General features: G+C 37.3%; 18 protein-coding genes. 12 read left to right on the top strand and 6 right to left on the bottom strand.

Annotated elements, in window-relative coordinates; genetic code table 11:
* Positions 1 to 43: 43 nt before the first annotated feature.
* The 4 genes from CSC80_RS17295 to CSC80_RS17310 all read right to left on the bottom strand — a co-directional run bounded on the left by CSC80_RS17295 (position 44) and on the right by CSC80_RS17310 (position 4922).
* Entirely contained in the window at positions 44 to 2074 is a 2031-nt protein-coding gene (locus tag CSC80_RS17295) for a transketolase (protein ID WP_074674334.1), read from the bottom strand.
* A gap of 375 nt (positions 2075 to 2449) precedes the next feature.
* Positions 2450 to 3127, bottom strand: coding sequence for a ribose-5-phosphate isomerase RpiA (rpiA, locus tag CSC80_RS17300; protein WP_099193203.1), 678 nt, complete (start codon positions 3125 to 3127; stop codon positions 2450 to 2452).
* 170 nt (positions 3128 to 3297) lie between these two features.
* On the bottom strand, positions 3298 to 4152 hold the full coding sequence (locus tag CSC80_RS17305; RefSeq protein WP_099193204.1) for a universal stress protein: 855 nt from the start codon (positions 4150 to 4152) through the stop codon (positions 3298 to 3300).
* An 80-nt stretch (positions 4153 to 4232) separates the two neighbouring features.
* Positions 4233 to 4922, bottom strand: coding sequence for a Crp/Fnr family transcriptional regulator (locus CSC80_RS17310; protein WP_099193205.1), 690 nt, complete (start codon positions 4920 to 4922; stop codon positions 4233 to 4235).
* A 118-nt stretch (positions 4923 to 5040) separates the two neighbouring features.
* Between CSC80_RS17310 and CSC80_RS17315 the strand changes: the two genes are divergently transcribed.
* The 10 genes from CSC80_RS17315 (at position 5041) to CSC80_RS17360 (ending at position 16053) form a co-directional block, all read left to right on the top strand.
* Positions 5041 to 7434 carry a heavy metal translocating P-type ATPase metal-binding domain-containing protein gene (locus CSC80_RS17315; protein ID WP_099193404.1) on the top strand — a complete coding sequence of 798 codons (2394 nt, stop codon included), beginning with the start codon at positions 5041 to 5043 and terminating at the stop codon, positions 7432 to 7434.
* A gap of 289 nt (positions 7435 to 7723) precedes the next feature.
* The gene (ccoS, locus tag CSC80_RS17320; RefSeq protein WP_074674821.1) at positions 7724 to 7897 is read left to right on the top strand and encodes a cbb3-type cytochrome oxidase assembly protein CcoS; all 174 of its coding nucleotides are present in this window, start codon (positions 7724 to 7726) and stop codon (positions 7895 to 7897) included.
* Between the two features lie 132 nt (positions 7898 to 8029).
* Positions 8030 to 10234, top strand: a complete 2205-nt coding sequence (ccoN, locus tag CSC80_RS17325; protein ID WP_099193206.1) for a cytochrome-c oxidase, cbb3-type subunit I — start codon at positions 8030 to 8032, stop codon at positions 10232 to 10234.
* A gap of 5 nt (positions 10235 to 10239) precedes the next feature.
* Positions 10240 to 10431, top strand: a complete 192-nt coding sequence (locus tag CSC80_RS17330; RefSeq protein WP_058105576.1) for a cytochrome c oxidase subunit IV — start codon at positions 10240 to 10242, stop codon at positions 10429 to 10431.
* Complete coding sequence (locus CSC80_RS17335) at positions 10428 to 11384, top strand: cbb3-type cytochrome c oxidase N-terminal domain-containing protein (RefSeq protein ID WP_099193207.1); 957 nt, start codon at positions 10428 to 10430, stop codon at positions 11382 to 11384. Before CSC80_RS17330 ends, CSC80_RS17335 begins: the two co-directional genes overlap by 4 nt.
* A 46-nt stretch (positions 11385 to 11430) precedes the next feature.
* Complete coding sequence (ccoG, locus tag CSC80_RS17340; protein ID WP_099193208.1) at positions 11431 to 12849, top strand: cytochrome c oxidase accessory protein CcoG; 1419 nt, start codon at positions 11431 to 11433, stop codon at positions 12847 to 12849.
* Between the two features lie 10 nt (positions 12850 to 12859).
* Positions 12860 to 13306, top strand: coding sequence for a FixH family protein (locus CSC80_RS17345; RefSeq protein ID WP_099193209.1), 447 nt, complete (start codon positions 12860 to 12862; stop codon positions 13304 to 13306).
* Positions 13307 to 13309: 3 nt separating this feature from the next.
* Positions 13310 to 14014, top strand: a complete 705-nt coding sequence (locus tag CSC80_RS17350; RefSeq protein ID WP_099193210.1) for a sulfite exporter TauE/SafE family protein — start codon at positions 13310 to 13312, stop codon at positions 14012 to 14014.
* Between the two features lie 27 nt (positions 14015 to 14041).
* Positions 14042 to 14533 carry a GTP-binding protein gene (locus CSC80_RS17355; protein WP_091603146.1) on the top strand — a complete coding sequence of 164 codons (492 nt, stop codon included), beginning with the start codon at positions 14042 to 14044 and terminating at the stop codon, positions 14531 to 14533.
* 65 nt (positions 14534 to 14598) lie between these two features.
* Positions 14599 to 16053, top strand: coding sequence for a vanadium-dependent haloperoxidase (locus CSC80_RS17360; protein ID WP_099193211.1), 1455 nt, complete (start codon positions 14599 to 14601; stop codon positions 16051 to 16053).
* 85 nt (positions 16054 to 16138) lie between these two features.
* On the opposite strand, the gene CSC80_RS17365 is transcribed toward CSC80_RS17360, so the two are convergent.
* Together CSC80_RS17365 and hemN are read right to left on the bottom strand one after the other, a co-directional pair.
* Positions 16139 to 16960, bottom strand: a complete 822-nt coding sequence (locus CSC80_RS17365) for a universal stress protein (RefSeq protein WP_058105570.1) — start codon at positions 16958 to 16960, stop codon at positions 16139 to 16141.
* A 38-nt stretch (positions 16961 to 16998) separates the two neighbouring features.
* Positions 16999 to 18360, bottom strand: coding sequence for an oxygen-independent coproporphyrinogen III oxidase (hemN, locus tag CSC80_RS17370; protein ID WP_099193212.1), 1362 nt, complete (start codon positions 18358 to 18360; stop codon positions 16999 to 17001).
* 185 nt (positions 18361 to 18545) lie between these two features.
* Here hemN and CSC80_RS17375 point away from each other — a divergent pair, with 185 nt between their 5' ends.
* Complete coding sequence (locus CSC80_RS17375; RefSeq protein WP_099193213.1) at positions 18546 to 18935, top strand: DUF983 domain-containing protein; 390 nt, start codon at positions 18546 to 18548, stop codon at positions 18933 to 18935.
* 7 nt (positions 18936 to 18942) lie between these two features.
* Positions 18943 to 19575, top strand: a complete 633-nt coding sequence (locus CSC80_RS17380) for a Crp/Fnr family transcriptional regulator (protein WP_071339754.1) — start codon at positions 18943 to 18945, stop codon at positions 19573 to 19575.
* The last annotated feature ends 59 nt before the right edge of the window (positions 19576 to 19634 follow it).

Raw genomic sequence — 19634 nt, forward strand, 5'->3', positions numbered from 1 at the left:
AAATTTATAATCAATGTCCCTAAAGCAATGCCTTAAAGATTATTTATTTTAAAAAATCTACTACTTGTTGGTATACTTGATCTCCGGTAAACCCAAATTTCTCATCAAGTACGGTTGCCGGTGCAGAGTACCCAAAGTGCTCTAAACCGAATACTTTACCATTTGGTCCTGCTAAACCTTCCAAGTTTACAGGTAAACCTGCCGTAAGACCGAATACCGGCTTGTTTGGCGGAATAATTTTTTCTTGGTATGCTTCTGATTGTTGTCTAAACAAACCTTCTGAAGGTATTGAAGCTATATTCACTTTCAAGCCTTCTTTCTCTTCCAATAATTTGGTTGCCGCTACTAAAGTAGATACCTCAGAACCGTTAGCAATTAATATTACATCTGGATCAGCTACTTCTTGTACTAAGTAACCTCCTTTTTCCGCTCCTAAAGCTTCTTCATAACGGTTACCGCTCTTGGCAGGTACATCACCTATACCTTGTCTGGACAAGATAAGACCTGTTGGCGTCTTTTGGTTTTCCATGGCCATTTTCCAAGCTACGTTCGTTTCTTGAGAATCTGCCGGGCGCAATGCTACAAAACTTTGCTCATGGCTATGGTTCTTTAATTTCTCTAATAAACGTATTTGAGCTTCTTGCTCTATGGGTTGGTGCGTTGGGCCATCCTCTCCTACCCTAAAGGCATCATGTGTCCAAACAAACTTCACCGGTAATTCTTGAATACAGCTTAAACGAATGGCTGGTTTCATATAATCAGAAAACACAAAGAATGTGGCCACTACCGCCATAACCCCACCATGTAAGGCAATACCGTTTGCCATAGTTGCCATGGTCAATTCCGCTACACCTGCCTGTAAGAAGGCTCCGGAGAAATCACCTTTCTTTAAAATACTTGTTTTCTTTAAGAACCCGTCCGTTTTATCACTGTTGGATAAATCCGCAGAAGATACGATCATGTTCTCCACGTTCTGTGCCAAGTAAGCCAAAACATTAGAAGATGCCGCTCTTGTTGCCTGACCTTCTTTTTGAGCTATAGAACTGAAATCCAATTTAGGTAATTTTCCTTCAAGGAAACCATCTAACTTAGCAGATAACTCTGGGTTCTCTGAACGCCATGCATCTATTTCCCTTTTCTTTGCCTGAGCTTCATCTTTCTTTCTATTGATGATCCCTTCGTAGTATTCCTCTACTTTTGAATAGATATCAAAAGGATTGTCAACATCGGCTCCTAAATTCACCAAAGTCTTTTCATAATCAGCTCCTGTATCGCCAATTGGCTTACCATGTAACTCGGTGTACCCTTCGTACGGAGTTCCATCTGCAGTTACACAACCTTTACCCATTATGGTCTGACCAATGATCAAGGTTGGCTTTTCGGTTTCTGCATTGGCATCTGTCAACGCTTTTCTGATCTGCTCATGATCGTGACCGTCTATAGTAACTACTTTCCATCCCCATGCCTCATATTTCTTTGCAGTATCCTCAGAAGTTACCTCATCTGTTTTAGATGATAATTGAACATCGTTAGAATCATAGAACATGATAAAATTACTTAAGCCTAAGTGACCAGCAATTCTACCTGCACCTTGAGAAATTTCTTCTTGTACACCACCATCGGAAATAAAACCATAGATCTTATGGTTCATCCAATCGCCAAAACGCGCTTTTAAGAAATTGGCCGCTACCGCTGCACCAACACCCATAGTATGCCCTTGACCTAATGGACCAGAAGTATTTTCAATACCTCTTGCCACATCTACCTCAGGGTGACCAGGTGTTACCGATCCCCATTGTCTAAAATTGGATACGTCGTCTTTTGAGTAGTTCCCCAAAAGGTAATATTGCGCATACATCAATGTTGATAAGTGACCAGCATCCATAAAGAAACGATCTCTAAAAGGCCATTTCATATCAGAAGGATCATAGTTGAAAAATTCAGTATATAAAATGTGCATGTAGTCTGCTCCTCCCATTGGCCCACCTGGGTGCCCAGAGTTTGCCTTTTCTACCATCGCTACAGCTAATGCCCTAATATTATCGGCCGCTAATTGATCTAGTTCCTTGTTCATTATATTTTAGATTATTTTTCAGGTTCGTGTTAAATTCAAAACTTATTAAATCTCCTCAAAGATACTTTATATAGGGCTCTAATTAAAATTATTTGCACAACATAATTCTATAGCACTCAACTATTAAACGGCTAAACTTCGATAGATTGATGCTTGAACTCTTTCGAAAGGGTTTTCGAAGAGTTTTTCACGTGCCTCCTGATGTATTTTTTGGTTTATCTCCTCAAAATAAAACACTTATGTTTTGATAAATGGAATAGCAAAATTCAAAGAATGCCTACACTAGTGAAATCATTAAATGACTTTCACAGGTTTGCATATTTACAATCTGGATATTATAACAATTTTAACGTTTTCTGTACCCCTAAAATGCAGTTATCTCTTTTTGACAACTGCTTGATCCCCTTCCCCAATGATAACAATATCGGTAGTGGACAAGAACAATCCTGTTTCTACTATACCGGGTATGGTCTTTAATTGCTGTTCTAAGGTCGTCAGTTTAACATCGGCATCCCAAATATCTATGTCTATAATGTCGTTGTTTTCGTCCGTTCTATAATGCTCACCATCTTTTAAACGTTGAACGGGACTAAGTTTCATGCCTTCAAGTTCCTTTATGATAAGCTGTGTTGCAAAGGGAATGGTTTCTATAGGCAATTTGAACTTACCTAGTTTTTTTACACTTTTAGAAGAATCGGCAATAACAATATTAAGATCGGAATTATGTGCCACAATTTTTTCGCGCAGCAATGCACCTCCACCGCCTTTGATCAACTGAAAGTCTTGATCTACCTCATCCGCACCATCAATGGTAACATTCAACCGCTTTGCCTCTGCCAAGGTAATGACATCAACACCTAGTTTTCTTGCTAATTTTTCAGTCTCGTTAGATGTTGCAACGGCTTTGATCTGTAATCCGTTCTGCACCATTTCACCAATGGCTTCAATCATAAAAAATGCTGTAGATCCGGTACCTAGACCTACATTCATTCCTGATTCAATAAATTTTACCGCCTCTAATGCTGCTACTTTTTTCTCGTTTACCGCGCTCACTTATAATGGTATTTAGGTTCGTTATTTTCGCTAAAGATATTTATAAATGATCGATGTTCCCGTGATTGTTCATTTGTTCTAAAAAAAACTTTAGTGCTTTTGAATTCACCCTACACCAATTGCAAAAACATTACGGTAGATTTTCTATTTTCATTATTTGAGAACAGTTATTAATTTTCAATTGATTTTAAAGACAGTATAGGCACGTCTTTACAAAAATATGCCTTGTCAATGACATAATTAAGCCTCAGGTTTTTCATAAACTCATGATTACTACTGAATACCACAACCAATTGACAATTATTTTGATTAATGAAAGTACTTAAAGTAAAAGATAAAGCGTCCTTAACCGATATATTGTAAAATTCATGTGATACATTATGTAGTGTTTTATCTATGGTATACAAATTCAATTTTTTAAGGGTATTTAAATGATCATTAGATTTCTGAAAATTGAGAATATGAACAGTACTATTAAAACCGCTACATACTTGTAACAATGAATTCAATTCGTTTCCCTTATAAAAATAATTTGCATCTGACACCAAGGCAATATTGGCTAGGTCCCTAAACGTAAACTTTTTTGGTATTACTAAAACAGGGCAATTTTGTACATTATCCAAAATCCTTACCGCATTTCTACCCATTAAACAAGAAGGGTCCTCTTCTTCTCCTGTTGCGCCCATTACTATAAAATCTAAAGCATACTTTTCTATGGCCTCTTTCACTTCTTCAATCAATAATGAAAATGTTGGGATTTTTACATAGGTATGACGGTGATTACCATGTTGCTTTTTAACACGTGACAGCAACATTGAAAGTCCCTTTTCCGATGCTTGCTGTGCAGTACAAACTTTGGCTTCTACAACGGCATTACCCGCCATTAATCTATTACTGTAAATTTCTGGGGTATAAGCATTTAAAAAATAGAACGTACATGTAGTATTGGCAAAAAGACGTAGTGCAAACTCGGTAGCATTCCATGCGGCCAAAGAAAAATCTGTAGGTATTAGAATGTTTTTCATGAGTAGAACGTATCAATACGAAGATAAATGTAGATGTCATGGTCCCTAGAAACTATGACATTTATCAGATCATGGAAATTTTAAAATCCGTCTATGAGTTCTTTTAAGGCACAATCATTTACGATACCTATTTTTTTACCTTCGGTTTTAATAAGCCCTTTCTTTTTAAAATCGGATAGCATTCTAATCAAAGATTCCGTTGCGGCACCTACAATGTTGGCATAATCATCTCTACTTAACGTGAGTAACAGAAAACCGCTTTCGTCTTCGCCATAGTTCTGTCTCAAATACAATAATGCCTCTGCAAGGCGCTGTTTTACGGTCTTCTGAGACATATTTACAATGACATCATCTGCCTCTTTTAAATCGTGCGCCATATGACGTAACACTTCTAAAGAAAAATATGGATTGGTATTTAAAGTTGTCGTAATTATTTCTTTGGGAATAAAACATACCTCCATATCATTGATCGCCGTGGCGCTCAAATTGGTATAATCCTCTGCAATTACAGAACGTTGTCCCATTATTTCGCCCCTATTGGTCAATTTTACTATTTGCTCCTTCCCGTTGCTACTAAGCTTGGACAACTTAGAAACACCGTTACGTACGCAGTAAACGCCATCTAACTTTTGCCCTTCTGAAAACAATGCATCTCCCTTTTTTATCTTTTTGGAAATTTTGGCATTGGAGACCTTTTTTAGCTCTTCTTTACTCAATGCTCGTAGCGAATTAAATTGTCTTATAATACAGTTCTCACATCTACTTTCCATGGCTATACAATTTAATATAGCACAAAATTAAACAAGCCAATTATGCTAAGAACTGACAATTATCATGTTTTAAAAAGTGATTGGTTTTCACCTTTGTATACTTAATTGGTTAATGATTATGAAGGTTAATACTTGTTTTCATTGCGGAGATCCTTGTGATAGGCAACTGATCACTTTTGAAGAAAAGTCTTTTTGTTGTAGCGGTTGCAAAACCGTATATGAAATTTTTTCATCTAACGACCTCTCCCATTATTACGAATTGCAAGAAGCGGCCGGTTCTACACCAAAAGCCATAGAAGGCAAATATGATTTTTTGGATAGTGAAGATATCATTACCAAACTACTAGAGTTTAATGATGGCAACATACAGATTGTTAATCTTTATATACCCACAATACACTGTAGTTCATGTATCTGGATTTTGGAAAACCTGAACAAACTGAACAACAATGTAACGAACTCTCAAGTAGATTTCCCAAAGAAAACCATTAGGGTTACCTATACAAAAGAGTTTGGATTAAAATCCCTCGTTTTGCTCTTGGCAAAAATTGGATATGAGCCTTATATATCTTTAGAGGATTTTGAAGGAAAAAAGAAAGCGACCGATAGAAGCCTGATATACAAACTTGGTGTTGCAGGCTTTGCTTTTGGTAATGTTATGTTTTTATCTTTCCCGGAATATTTTGACCTAGGTTCCAGTGCGGCTTCCGGTGGTGAATTTTGGCTTAACCAGTATCAAGGTCTTTTTCGGTGGATGATGTTCGTTTTTTCATTACCTGTAGTCTTTTATGCCGGATGGGACTATTTTGTATCGGCTTTTAAAGGGCTACGTGCCAAACACTTAAATATTGATGTGCCCATTGCTTTAGGTATTCTAGTGCTTTTTCTCAGAAGTACTTTTGATATTGCTTTTGACCTAGGTAGCGGATTTTTTGACTCACTTACAGGGTTGGTTTTCTTTCTTTTACTCGGCAAATTCTTTCAACAAAGAACCTACAGTTTTCTATCTTTTGAGCGAGATTATAAGTCCTATTTTCCTATTGCCATTACCCGTTTGAACACAGACGGAACAGAGGAGACCGTGCCTGTTCAAAATATTGAAAAAGGAGATCGCATATTGATCAGAAACGAAGAAATGATTCCTGTAGACGGCACCTTAGTATACGGCAGTGCACAAATTGATTATAGTTTTGTTTCTGGGGAATCTGAACCTGTAAAAAAAGAAATTGGCGAACAATTATTTGCCGGTGGAAAACAGTTAAATGGTGTTATTGAAATGGTAGCCTTAAAATCCGTTTCGCAAAGTTACCTTACACAATTATGGAGCAATGCCGTTTTTAAGACAGATAAAACCACCACTTTTCAAAACCTGACCGATAGTATTGGTAAGCGTTTTACCATTGCTGTACTTACTATTGCTTTTGTATCTACCACCATTTGGTTATTCCATGACCCTACTAAGGCCATGAACGTATTTACAGCGGTATTGATCATTGCTTGCCCATGCGCCATTGCTTTGGCTTCTCCTTTTACCCTTGGAAACATGCTACGCATTTTTGGCAAGAAAAAATTCTACATTAAAAATACCCAGACCATTGAGCAACTAGCCAAAATAGATACTGCCATTTATGATAAAACAGGTACCATTACCACTAGTCAAAAAAGCACTGCTTATTATGAAGGCATGCCTTTGACCGCAGAAGAAGAATCCCTTTTAAAGAATACCATAAGGGCATCTAACCATCCTTTAAGCAGATCTTTATATGATCTACTTAAAGAACAGAATATCATCACCTTAGATGAGTATGAAGAGCATATTGGCAAAGGACTTGTAAGTAGTAAGGGAAACATTAAAATGAAAATTGGTTCGGCAAATTTTGTTGGCAAAGCAATCCCTGAAAATATGCTTGACACCTCTATGTACATTAGTGCCAATAACAATTACAAGGGCAGGTATGTTTTTCAAAATCAATATCGCGAAGGGCTATCTACCACTTTCAAGAATATGTCGCAGACCTTGAACCTGGCAATTTTATCTGGGGATAATGAGGGAGAAAAAACTAGATTGGAAGCTTTGTTGCCCAAACTTACCCCCTTATTCTTCAATCAAAAACCAGAGCATAAATTAGCGTTTATTAAAACATTACAAGAACAAGGCAAAAAGGTGCTTATGGTTGGTGATGGGTTAAATGATGCCGGTGCATTGGCACAAAGTAATGTAGGTATCGCCATATCTGAAAACATCAATGTCTTCTCTCCCGCATGTGATGCCATCTTAGACGCTTCTAAATTTCAACAATTGTACAGTTATATGCTTGCATCTAAAAAAGCGATACGTATTATTAAAATGAGTTTTATGCTATCGCTGCTCTATAATTGCGTAGGCTTATATTTTGCGGTAACCGGACAGTTAGAACCAGTAATTGCCGCTATTCTTATGCCATTAAGTTCTATTAGCATTGTCGCATTTACTACGGTCATGACAAATTTTATTGGTAGAAAATTGTCTTAATCTGAATCCAAAAAAATACATGTACTTAAATAATTTCAAGGTATGTACAGACAAACCTCATGAACAGGTTTGCCATACTACATTCCTTTATTTTTTTGATGATAATACCCACTATTTCAAACTTCAACAAAACATACGTAAAACATTATTTATCAATATTTTAAATATCAAAAATCAACCATAAAACCTTCTCCTCTTTTATATTTTTTAAGAAAAAAATCAAAGTATGACAATTGTCATTTTCTAAGGTAGCCTACCCCCCTAAATTTACCGAATAATTAAGATTGGTATGAGTGTAATCTATGTTTTATTGGCAATTAGCCTAGTGGTCGCAATTATCTTTTTTGCCGCCTTTATCGTATCGGTCAAAAAAGGACAATATGACGATGCTTACACACCTTCTGTAAGAATGCTTTTTGAGGATGAATTGGTAAAGCCAAAGAAAGTGAAGAGTGAAGAGTGAAGAGTGAAGAGTGAAGTAAATAAATGAACGGGTGGAACAGATGCAAATAAATAAGAGTCTATTCTCTAAATTCTTTTCTCTCTGTTCTCCAAATAATAAAAATAAAATCCAACTAAATAAACAAGTATAATTATGGAAGTACAGCAGTTTTATTACGATAACAAAATCGTGAAAAATTTCCTTTATGCAACCATGTTTTGGGGTATTGTGGGTATGTCCGTAGGCTTATTGTTAGCCTTTATGTTCATGTTCCCTAATTTAACCGACGGCATATCATGGTTAAGCTTTGGTCGTCTAAGGCCTTTACATACCAATGCCGTTATTTTTGCATTTGTAGGTAATGCTATTTATGCGGGTGTCTACTACTCTACCCAACGTTTGTTGAAAGCTCGTATGTATAGCGATTTTTTGAGCAAATTCAACTTTTGGGGCTGGCAATTGATTATTGTAGCCGCCGCCATTACCTTACCCTTAGGGTATACCAGTTCTAAAGAATACGCTGAGCTAGAATGGCCAATAGATATAGCCATTGCCGTTGTTTGGGTTGCTTTCGGTGTTAACCTCATAGGTACCATGATCAAAAGAAGACAACGTCACCTTTATGTGGCCATTTGGTTCTATTTGGCTACGTTTGTAACCGTTGCGGTACTCCATATTTTCAATAGCTTGGAACTACCGGTTACGGCATTAAAAAGTTATTCTGTTTATGCAGGTGTGCAAGATGCATTGGTACAATGGTGGTATGGGCATAATGCGGTTGCTTTCTTTTTGACTACTCCATTTTTGGGGCTTATGTATTATTTTGTACCTAAAGCGGCAAACAGACCTGTCTACTCCTATAGACTGTCTATTGTTCACTTCTGGTCGCTAATTTTTATCTATATATGGGCAGGTCCGCACCACCTATTATATTCTGCTTTGCCAGACTGGGCTCAAAACTTAGGGGTTGCCTTTTCCATCATGTTATTGGCTCCATCCTGGGGTGGTATGATCAACGGACTATTGACCTTACGTGGAGCATGGGACAAGGTACGCACTGATCCTGTTCTAAAATTTATGGTGGTCGCTATCACCGGTTATGGTATGGCAACTTTTGAGGGTCCCATGCTTTCACTTAAAAACGTAAATGCCATTGCCCACTTCAGTGATTGGATTATTGCCCACGTGCATGTAGGTGCGTTGGCATGGAACGGTTTCTTAACCTTTGGTATGATCTATTGGTTAGTACCAAAAATGACCAAGAAGAAATTATTCTCTACCCCATTGGCCAACTTCCACTTCTGGATCGGTACACTTGGTATTATACTGTATGCCTTACCAATGTACGTTGCCGGATTTACACAGGCCCTAATGTGGAAAGATTTTAATCCTGATGGTACTTTGGTCTACGGTAACTTTTTAGAAACCGTAAACGAGATCATGCCTATGTATTGGATGCGTGCCATTGGTGGTAGCCTTTATATTGTTGGTGCAATTGTAATGATATACAACGTAGTACGCACTATTAAAGCTGGTAGCGTTATTGAAGATGAACTAGCTGAAGCTGCTGCACTTACACGTGTATCTAAAAGAAGAACCGCTGGCGAAACCTTCCATACTTGGTTAGAGCGTAAGCCAATTCAATTGACCATTCTGGCTACTATTGCCATATTAATTGGAGGTATTATTCAAATTGTACCTACCATTTTGGTAAAGTCCAACATACCTACCATTACAAGTGTAAAACCATATACACCTTTAGAATTAGAAGGTCGTGACTTATACATTCGTGAAGGCTGTGTTAGCTGTCACTCTCAAATGGTACGCCCATTTAGAAGTGAAGTGGAACGCTATGGTGAGTATGCCAAAGCTGGGGAGTTTGTTTATGACCACCCGTTCCTTTGGGGTAGCAAACGTACAGGGCCGGATCTATTAAGGGTTGGTGGCAAATACTCGGATAACTGGCACTTAAACCATATGTACGATCCACAAAGCACCTCATCTGGTTCTATAATGCCCGCATATGCTTGGCTGGTTAGAAATGAGCATGATAGAAGCGATATACAGGCAAAAATGGAAGCTATGGTCACTTTAGGTGTTCCTTATACAGAAGAAGACATTGCAAGTGCAGAAGCTTCAATGGATGCGCAAGCAACACAAATTGAAAAAAACCTGTACAGCGATCCTGATTTTGCAAAGACTTATGAAGCCGATAAAAAATATGCTGCAGAAAATGGAGAGGATTTTATAGAAATGAGAGATCGTGAAATTGTTTCCCTAATTGCTTACCTACAACGTTTGGGTACGGATATAAAAGTGAAGGAAACTGGAGAACTATTATCTGATAACAAAAACTAAAAGTCATGTTCAAATTTGTAAAAGGTTACATGGAAACTATTGATGGTGTAGCTACCTACCCCATGATATCATTACTGATCTTCTTTGTGTTCTTCACATTGTTATTTTGGTGGGTCATAACCGCATCAAAATCATACATAAAAGAAGTTAGCGAATTGCCTTTAGAAGAAGATAACCAACTAAATAACGAAATATGAAAAATACTACAGCTTGGTGGTTGAGAATAACCGTGGCCTTCTTCTTGGTCATCGTACTTATGGAAATTTATATTGATAGTGGCGATAAGCCGGCTTTTATAGCCTACCCTACTTTAATGTTCGGTTTTATGACACTTATCTTATTGCTATTAATTGCGATTGCCTTCATTGTTCAAGCTATTGAAAATGTGCTTTATAATACTTTAGATGATGAAGCTAAAGTAAGATACTTGGCAGAGAAGGAAAAAAAGTGGGAATGGACCTGGGGTAAAAAAATGTATGCCAAAATGTTGGGCAGCAAGCCAATAGAGTCAGAAGAGGAAATTATTCTTGACCATAACTATGATGGTATACGTGAACTAGATAACAATTTACCCCCTTGGTGGGTATATCTTTTCTACGCCTCTATTGTTTTTGGGGTAGTTTACTTAGCTCGCTTTCATGTATTTAACGATTATGACCAAGATCTTGAATACGAACAAGAAGTGGCTGCCGCCGAGTTAGAAATTGAAGCGTACAAAAAAACCGCTAAAGATCTTGTTGATGCCAGTACTGTTGAACTATTGACCGATGCGGCAGACCTAAATGCAGGTAAAGGCATCTTTGAAAGTAACTGTGTTGCGTGTCATATGGCTGATGGTGGCGGTGGTATTGGTCCAAATTTAACCGACAACCATTGGATTCTTGGCGGCGGCATTAAAAATGTGTTCAATACCATATCTGAAGGTGGTCGTGATGGTAAGGGTATGATCGCTTGGAAACAAAACCTGAAACCTGCTGAAATTGCGCAAGTAGCTAGTTATGTATTAAGTTTTCAAGGTACCACACCGGCAAACCCCAAGGCACCTGAAGGTGATATTTGGGAAGACCCTAACGCCCCCGTTGAAAATAGTAAAGATGAAGTTGTTGCTCCAGAAGTTGCAATCGACTCGGCTGCGGTTACTATGAACTAAATTTTAATGCAAGGCAATGCTTTGTACATGCTGTTAAAAAGATAAAATGTCACAAGATCAAGATCATTTCAGGGATTCTATCGGAACCATAAAGGAAGATGGAAAACGGGCTTGGGTATTTCCAAAAAAACCCAGTGGCAAACTGTATAAGTATAGAAAGTATGTAAGCTACGTTTTACTTACCTTTTTGATCGCGTCTCCTTTCATCAAAATAAACGGCAACCAATTTTTAATGTTCAATGTGCTGGAAAGACGATTCAACATCTTTGGATTTCCGTTTTATCCGCAAGACTTTCACCTTTTTGTCATCTCCATGATCATTGGTGTAGTTTTCATTGCTCTATTTACCGTTGCTTTTGGACGCATTTTCTGCGGATGGATGTGCCCACAGACCATATTCATGGAAATGGTATTCCGTAGAATTGAATATTGGATAGATGGTGATCGTGGTGCTCAAATGCGGTTGGACAGGCAAGAATGGAATGCAGAAAAAATCAGAAAACGTGTCTTAAAATGGTCCATCTTTTTTATCATATCATTCATTATAGCCAATGTATTTCTTGCTTACCTAATAGGTAGTGATCGCTTGATACAGTACATAACCGACGGACCTGCACAGCACATTAGCACCATGGTATCCTTATTGATTTTCACCGCGGTATTCTATTTTGTATTCGCATGGTTTAGAGAACAGGTATGTATCATTGCCTGCCCATACGGTCGTATGCAAGGAGTGTTATTAGATAATAAATCTATTGTCGTTGCCTATGACCATAAGCGTGGTGAAGCTGAAAACGGTAGAAAAAAATGGCGTAAAAATGAAGACAGAGCAGCTTTAGGACACGGTGATTGTATAGACTGTTTTCAATGTGTAAACGTTTGCCCCACGGGTATTGATATTAGAAACGGAACACAGTTAGAATGTGTAAACTGCACAGCATGTATTGACGAGTGCGATACGATCATGGAAAAGGTAAACCTACCCAAGGGATTAATACGTTATGCCAGTGAAGATGAAATTACCAAAAAGGAAAAGTTCAAATTTACGCCTCGCTTAAAAGGATATACCGCTGTTTTGGTGATTTTAACAGGTGTTCTTATTGGTATGATGTTTTTAAGAAATGACCTTGAAGCAAATATTCTAAGGTTACCTGGGCAGCTATATGAACATAAAGAAGGAAACATCATTAGCAATGTTTACACCTATAAATTGTTGAACAAAACCACAAAGGCTGTTGAAAATGTTCATTTTGAACTCATCTCACCTAAAGGAGAAATTAAACTGGTTAGACATGAGAATTTTGATGTTGAACCAGAAGCCCTTGCTGAAGGCACTTTGTTCATAGAAATTAATGCATCTGCATTAAGCGGCGATAAGAACAACCTTAAAATTGGGGTATATAGTAACGATAAGTTAATTGAGACTACTACGGCTCGTTTTTTAGCACCACGTAGTTATAAATAAATATAGCATCATGAAAATTAATTGGGGTACCGGTATTGTAATAGCTATTATGGCTTTCATTAGTTTTATTATGTTTTTTGTGGTTAAAATGACCACAAGTCATGATGCAAACCATGATCTGGTGACAGAAGAATATTATAAAGCAGAGCTTGGCTATCAAAAAGAAATAGATGCGGAGACCAATGCACGTGCAGCGTTGTCACAAATAAGACTCAAAAAATCTCCAGAGGGTTTACTCGTTATTTTTCCCGATGGATTTAATGATGCCAATATCAATGGTATCGTATCCCTTTATAGACCTTCCAACAAGAATTTGGATTTTAATTTGCCCATTAGTTTATCCAATTCACAATTGCTCATACCGGACAATCAATTGTTGGAAGGTCGTTGGGATATAAAAATTTTCTGGGAATATGCCGGTAAAGAATTTTTACATAAAGAAAGTATAACCTTATAAACCATGTTATTATCTGCCCTTATACTAGGTCTTATGGGAAGTTTGCACTGCGTAGGTATGTGCGGACCCATTGCCTTTATGCTTCCCGTAGATAGAACAAATAATTATAAAAAATTCGGTCAAATATTTATCTATCATTTTGGTCGTCTATTGGCTTACGGCATCATAGGTCTTGTATTCGGATTATTGGGTAAAGGGCTTTCCATCTTTGGTATACAACAGAAACTTTCTATTGCTATTGGTATTATAATGATCCTGATTGTTTTGATTCCGTATCAGACTTTCAACAAGTACAACTTGTCCAAACCTATTTACAAAGTCATATCAAAAGTTAAAAATCAACTGGGAAAAGAGCTTAAAAAGAAATCGCCCGATACATTTTTAACCATTGGTTTTCTAAATGGTTTTTTACCATGTGGTTTAGTATATATAGCTCTTTTTGGTTCTATTGCCATGGGTGATGTTTTGCAGGGCAGTTTATATATGATGCTTTTTGGCGTTGGTACTTTACCGCTAATGACGGCTGCCATTTATTTTAGCAACTTATTAAAAGGAGGCATTAGACAAAAAGTGCAAAAAGCCATTCCCGTATTTGTAATTATTATTGGTGCGCTTTTTATTCTTAGAGGTCTTGGCTTGGGTATTCCTTATGTATCCCCTGCTCCAGTTACCCAATTGGTATCTAGTGCTATAGAATGTCATAACTAATGACGATAACCAAATAAATTGAATCTTATGAAACCGCTACCGAACGAAATAGTGCTTCGCCCAAGGTTTCAAATGCAAGTGACCAAACCTAAGGAATTTATAATTTCGAAATTTGAACATGCTGCCGAACCTCCTTTTCTTGTCAAGAGATTGGGCGAGCATATTTTTATCAAATTCAATGAAAGGGAAAATCATTTTTGGTCGCCACAACTACACTTAGAATTTGAGGATAAGGATGATGGCAGTTGTAAATTATATGGCATTTTTGGACCTAACCCTACCCTATGGACCTTCTTTATGTTTGTTCACTTTGTCATTGCAACCCTGTTTATCATTGTAGCAATATGGGCATATTCCAGTGCATCTTTACATAAAGAATACCATATTCAGATCATCATCATGATAGTACTTATTGCGCTGTGGTTTGTTCTCTATTTTGCAGGTAGACGCGGTAAAAAGAAAGGACAACCTCAAATGCAGCAATTATTTGATTATATGCAGAATGTTCTTACAGCTTAAATTTTAATGGTTGAAAACTCATTATTATATTTAAAACACCAAAAAAACAACCAACCACTACAAGCATGAATTATAAGTTACTCTTATCGGTAGCATTTATCGTGATATCCGCTACCATCAATTTCGGACAAGAAAAACCTGAAGAACCAAAGGGTGTTGACAATATTGCCTATAAATGGGGGAAAATGGCTTTGGATGCCACCGCATCGGACACAGAGAAATTTAAACCCAGACCTACCATTACATCTCGCTATTTGGGTTTAATCTTTACTTCTATCTTTGATGCCTGGTCTAGATATGATGAAAATGCCATTCCTGTTTACTTGACCAATATTGATAGAAGGCCTTTAAGCGAACAGACCCTTAAAAACAAAGAAATAGCTATAAGCTACGCTGCTTTTGGTGCTATGAAAGAATACTACTATTCCGATACCAAATTGTTCAGGGAATTCATGGTTCAATTAGGTTTAGATTCTGACAATACCTCTACAGATCCAACAACGCCTGAAGGTATTGGTAATTTATCTGCCAAAGCTATAATAGATGCAAGAAAAAATGATGGCAGCAACCAATATGGTGAAGTGGAAGGCTCTAACGGAGAAGCTTATTTTGACTATACCCATTATAGCCCAGTAAATACCGCAGATGAAAGTACCGATATCAACCGTTGGCAACCAAAATATTTCTCCGATGGCAACGGAGGTCAGTATGCCCCAGGATGCCTTACACCATACTGGCAAAAGGTTAAACCGATCACTATGTCATCTGCCGATCAATTTAGACCGGGACCACCACCAATGGTTGGTTCAGAGCAATTAAAAGAAGAAGTAAAAGAAGTGGTCGATTTACAAGCCAACCTTTCTGATGAGGACAAAGCTCTGGTGGAATTTATGCGAGACGGTCCACAATCTGTGCAACAGGCAGGACACTGGCTTAAATTTGCACAAGACGTTTCTCGTCGCGACAATCATACATTAGACCAAGATGTAAAAATGTATTTCTTAACGGAAATTACTGCGATGGATGCTTTTATTGCTTCTTGGGATTCAAAAATGTTCTATGATTACGCAAGACCTTATGCCCTAGTACATGAGTACTATAAGGATAAAAAAATAAAAGCCTGGGGCGGACCAGGTAAAGGAATAGTTGAAATGAACGGACAGGAATGGAGGCCTTATTCCCCAGATATTTTTCTTTGTCCACCATTTCCAAGTTATACTTCCGGTCATAGCACCATTAGCGGTGGTTGCGCAGAAGTGTTACGTTTATTTACCGGTAACGATTACTTTGGAGAGTCTGTGGAACTAATTCCCGGTAGCTTAACCGAAATAGATACGGCGTATTATGGAAAACCCGTGACCATTACCTTTCCTACATTTACCGAGGCTGCAAATATGGCGGGCATATCTAGGGTAATGGGCGGTTATCATATACAAGCGGATAATGTTGCAGGGTTAAAATTAGGGAGAGATGTTGCACAGCAAGCTTGGAAATTTTACAATGAGCACTTAGGAAACTAATCCATCATCTATCGTATGTAAATAAACAACCCCAAGGAGATAAATTTCCTTGGGGTTGATTTTGCTTATAGGCTTTGGTTAGCTGCTATATTTTAAAGGTAATCACGGGTATTCTTGCATGGTTGACAACATCTTCCCCTATACTGCCATTAAACAGATGTGAAATTCCTTTTCTACCATGGGTAGGCATTGCAATGGCATCTGCTAAAATGGTATTACCATAATTTAAGATTCCTTGCTCTACACTATAGTCATTGTAGATTTCAACCTGAACGGCGGCATTCGCTTTCGTAAGAAACTTATTTATTTTTTGATATGCATCCCTATTGCTCATAAAGGCATCATTAGGCGTATTTATGAACACTACTTCCATTTTAGCATTGATCATGTCTGCAAACTCTCTGGCTTTTTGAAAAGCCGGTAAGTTATCGTCATTGAAATCACAGGCAAATACAAATCTATCAATGCTTAGGCCATTTACTTCACCTTTTATGACCAATACCGGTACAGTAGCATTTCTAACTACCTTTTCGGCATTTGAACCAATGAATATTTCTTCAAACCCACTAGAACCATTAGAGCCCATTACTATTAAATCTGCATTGTGTTCTTCTGCAATAGCATCCAACTCACTGTAAACTTTATAATGTTTAATGACCGGTGTCACTTTTATGCCGTCTAAATATGGTTTTTGTAGAAACTCTTCCAAGTTTTTCTCTGCCAGTTTTACTAAAAAGACGGTCTGTTCAATATACATACCATCCGGTGAGGTCAATATGGCTTGGTTAAGCTCTAACATATGCACCACAAAAAGTTCCACATCATGCTTTTTAGCCAGATCCGCAGCAGCTTTTAAGGCGTTTTCCGAAGGTTCTGAAAAATCTGTAAGTACTATAATTTTTTTCATGATTTTGTATTTAGTAATTAAACTGACGGTGATATACTTTAAACGGTCATTGAAAACAACCGAGTATTTGGCTTTTTCTTTTGTAAAGGCAAATCAAATGCCATACACACATTTCGCACAAATGGTCTACCCTTTTCTGTAATGGTTAAACTATTTTCTTTAACGGTTACTATTCCATCTTCTTCCAATTCTTTAAGTCGACCTAGAATGTCATCCATTTGCGGCAGATATAGCTTAAAGGCCGTCCAAGTTGTTTTAAACTGGCACATTAAATTTAATATATGCCTTCTAATTATTTGATCTTCATGCGTTAAAATATGTCCTCTATATAACGGTATAATATCATTTTCCACCAGATTTTGATATTCCTCTACATTTTTCACGTTCTGTGCAAAACCAAACCAGCTATCACTTATACTAGAAGCTCCTAAGCCTACCATTAAATGGGTATTAAAACTTGTATAGCCCATAAAATTTCTATGTAGACTTCCCTTCTCCATCGCTTGATATAAACTATCGGTCTCAAGCGCAAAATGGTCCATTCCAATTTCGTGATAGCCAAATTTTAACAAGAGTTCTTTGCCAAGTTCATATTGTTTTCGCTTTTCATCACCAGCCGGTAAATCTTCATCATTATAGCCTCTTTGCCCATTACCTGCCAACCAGGGCACATGTGCATAACTATAAAAAGCAATACGGTCCGGTTTAAGCTCCTTGGTCTTTTCAATAGTATTTATCACATGTTCAAGTTTTTGATGCGGTAACCCAAAAATGATATCATGACTTATTGATGTATATCCTATTTCACTAGCCCAATCAGTAACATTTTTTACATTATCAAAAGGTTGAATTCTGTGTATTGCTTTTTGAACGGTTTCATTGTAATCCTGTACTCCAAAACTTACTCTTCTGAACCCTACATCATATAATGCCTGTAAATGTTCTTTGGTGGTGTTGTTAGGATGCCCCTCAAAACTAAATTCGGCATCAGGGGCTTTATCGGCGTGTCTTAAAATACCCTCAATTAAAAACACTAAATGTTCTGGACTAAAAAAAGTAGGTGTACCACCACCCAAATGCAATTCTTTTATAACTGGTTTTTCATCGAACATTGCCCTGTACAAACTCCATTCTTTTAAGATCGATTTTATATAAGGTAATTCTACATCATGCCTTTTGGTAATTCGCTTATGACATCCGCAGAACGTGCACATGTTTTCGCAAAACGGTAAATGAATATAGAGACTGATACCGGTCAAAGAATTACTGGCATGAAAACTTTTTTTCACCGTTTCTTCCCATTTCTTACCTGAGAAGGTATTTACATCCCAAAAAGGTACGGTAGGGTAACTTGTATACCTGGGTCCTGGTACATTATACTTTTGAACAAGCGAGCACATATTTATCTTATTTAATAACAAACATACACGTCATAAAAACCAAAAAATATGATTTATATCAGTTCAATAGAAAAGTAATACCCCTAACTTTTCATGAACATTAAAACAGTTTAAAACATGCTATGTAACCAATGTTACCGTATAGCATATTCAGTTATCATAGTTTTGATATATAAAGTACTTCTATGTTTTTAAAAGGCTCTAAATTGTACAGTATCCTCTTTTTAAAATGCCCTAGATGCCATAAAGGGGAATTCTTTGAAGCTAATCCCTATAAATTAAGTAATTTCAACAAGGTAAAAGACCATTGCCCTAAGTGTAAGTTAAAATACAGCATAGAACCCAGTTTCTATACCGGATCTATGTATGTTTCGTATGCCGTTGGTATTGCCGTTGCCGTTGCAACATATGTTTTGTCCTTGATTTTTAATTTACAACTTTCATTGGTAAGCCTATTCATAAGTATTGTGGTTGCCCTAGTACTGACAATGCCATGGATCGCGGCGGTTTCAAAATCCATATGGGCAAACATGTTTTTTACCTATGATAAGAAAATAGCTAAGAATATCAATTAACACGAACATGATCCAAGACTTGACCGCAGCATATGGTAAAACATTCGAAAATGAGCTTATTAATGAAATAGTTCAAGTGGGTACGTTCAAAGAAGTGCCGGAAGGTTTCAAACTCATGGAGATCGGCGACTTTGTAAGGGGTATGCCTTTACTAATTTCTGGTGTTATTAAGATTTTAAGAGAAGATGAAGATGGCGATGAACTACTGCTATACTATCTGGAAAAAGGGGATACCTGTTCCATGACCATGGCTTGCTGCATGGGAGATAATAAAAGTGAAATTAGGGCCATAGCCGAAACGGATACCAAACTGATCATGGTGCCTATTCAAAAAATGGAAGAATGGACTACCAAATATAAGTCTTGGCGAAATTTTGTATTCAATAGTTACCATGAGAGATTAAATGAGCTTTTAAATACCTTGGATAATATTGCGTTCCAAAAAATGGACGAACGTTTAATTGGTTATTTAAAGGAAAAAGCCAGAGTAACAAAAGATGATATTATTCATAGTACCCATCAAGAAATTGCATATGACCTACATAGTTCTAGGGTCGTAATTTCTAGACTTTTAAAAAAGTTGGAAGAAATGGGAAAAATAAAACTACACCGTAACTATTTAAAAATTTTAGATTTATAATACCTCTGTAACCTTTGTTACTGCACAGGTTTCCACACCGCTCTACTTTTGTGCTACTA

This window comes from Maribacter sp. 6B07 (assembly GCF_002700155.1).
Lineage (GTDB): Bacteria > Bacteroidota > Bacteroidia > Flavobacteriales > Flavobacteriaceae > Maribacter > Maribacter dokdonensis.

What these genes read in the sequence shown, in the direction of transcription:
- CSC80_RS17295 (WP_074674334.1), bottom strand. Translation starts at nt 2,074, where the DNA reads ATGAACAAGGAACTAGATCAATTAGCGGCCGATAATATTAGGGCATTA.
- CSC80_RS17305 (WP_099193204.1), bottom strand. Translation starts at nt 4,152, where the DNA reads ATGAAAAACATTCTAATACCTACAGATTTTTCTTTGGCCGCATGGAAT.
- CSC80_RS17310 (WP_099193205.1), bottom strand. Translation starts at nt 4,922, where the DNA reads ATGGAAAGTAGATGTGAGAACTGTATTATAAGACAATTTAATTCGCTA.
- CSC80_RS17315 (WP_099193404.1), top strand. Translation starts at nt 5,041, where the DNA reads ATGAAGGTTAATACTTGTTTTCATTGCGGAGATCCTTGTGATAGGCAA.
- ccoS (WP_074674821.1), top strand. Translation starts at nt 7,724, where the DNA reads ATGAGTGTAATCTATGTTTTATTGGCAATTAGCCTAGTGGTCGCAATT.
- ccoN (WP_099193206.1), top strand. Translation starts at nt 8,030, where the DNA reads ATGGAAGTACAGCAGTTTTATTACGATAACAAAATCGTGAAAAATTTC.
- CSC80_RS17330 (WP_058105576.1), top strand. Translation starts at nt 10,240, where the DNA reads ATGTTCAAATTTGTAAAAGGTTACATGGAAACTATTGATGGTGTAGCT.
- CSC80_RS17335 (WP_099193207.1), top strand. Translation starts at nt 10,428, where the DNA reads ATGAAAAATACTACAGCTTGGTGGTTGAGAATAACCGTGGCCTTCTTC.
- ccoG (WP_099193208.1), top strand. Translation starts at nt 11,431, where the DNA reads ATGTCACAAGATCAAGATCATTTCAGGGATTCTATCGGAACCATAAAG.
- CSC80_RS17345 (WP_099193209.1), top strand. Translation starts at nt 12,860, where the DNA reads ATGAAAATTAATTGGGGTACCGGTATTGTAATAGCTATTATGGCTTTC.
- CSC80_RS17350 (WP_099193210.1), top strand. Translation starts at nt 13,310, where the DNA reads ATGTTATTATCTGCCCTTATACTAGGTCTTATGGGAAGTTTGCACTGC.
- CSC80_RS17355 (WP_091603146.1), top strand. Translation starts at nt 14,042, where the DNA reads ATGAAACCGCTACCGAACGAAATAGTGCTTCGCCCAAGGTTTCAAATG.
- CSC80_RS17360 (WP_099193211.1), top strand. Translation starts at nt 14,599, where the DNA reads ATGAATTATAAGTTACTCTTATCGGTAGCATTTATCGTGATATCCGCT.
- CSC80_RS17365 (WP_058105570.1), bottom strand. Translation starts at nt 16,960, where the DNA reads ATGAAAAAAATTATAGTACTTACAGATTTTTCAGAACCTTCGGAAAAC.
- hemN (WP_099193212.1), bottom strand. Translation starts at nt 18,360, where the DNA reads ATGTGCTCGCTTGTTCAAAAGTATAATGTACCAGGACCCAGGTATACA.
- CSC80_RS17375 (WP_099193213.1), top strand. Translation starts at nt 18,546, where the DNA reads ATGTTTTTAAAAGGCTCTAAATTGTACAGTATCCTCTTTTTAAAATGC.
- CSC80_RS17380 (WP_071339754.1), top strand. Translation starts at nt 18,943, where the DNA reads ATGATCCAAGACTTGACCGCAGCATATGGTAAAACATTCGAAAATGAG.